We start from the raw sequence: 410 nt of genomic DNA, 5'->3' as shown, positions 1-410 counted from the left end.
TGCGCCCCGCCCCGGTCTTCGCCCAGGCGGAACTGCTGCACCACCTGCGACAGGCGCTGCGCCTGCTCGCGCAGCGACTCGGCCGCGGCGGCCGACTGTTCGACCAGCGCAGCGTTCTGCTGCGTCATGCGGTCGATCTCGCCGACCGACTGGTTGACCTGGCCGATGCCGGCCGACTGCTCGGACGCGGCCGCCGAGATCTCGCCAATGATGTCGCCCACGCGCTGCACGCTGGCCACGATCTCCTGCATCGCCTGGCCTGCACCCTCCACGTGGCGCACGCCGCCGTCCACGGCCGCCACGCTGGTGCCGATGAGGCCCTTGATGTCGCTGGCCGCCGCGGCCGAGCGCTGCGCCAGACTGCGCACCTCGCTGGCCACCACGGCGAAGCCGCGGCCCTGCTCGCCCGC

Annotated in this window: 1 protein-coding gene; it reads right to left on the bottom strand. The window is 73.9% G+C overall.

The annotated features are described in order from the left end of the window. A partial coding sequence (locus tag B2J86_RS17935; protein WP_240965122.1) for a methyl-accepting chemotaxis protein occupies positions 1-410 on the bottom strand: 410 nt, incomplete at both ends.

The organism is Acidovorax sp. SRB_14 (assembly GCF_012932145.1).
In the GTDB taxonomy this organism is placed as follows: Bacteria; Pseudomonadota; Gammaproteobacteria; order Burkholderiales; family Burkholderiaceae_C; genus Simplicispira.
The sequence above is the reverse complement of the archived record's forward strand: the minus strand, read 5'-3'. Positions and strand labels throughout refer to the sequence as shown.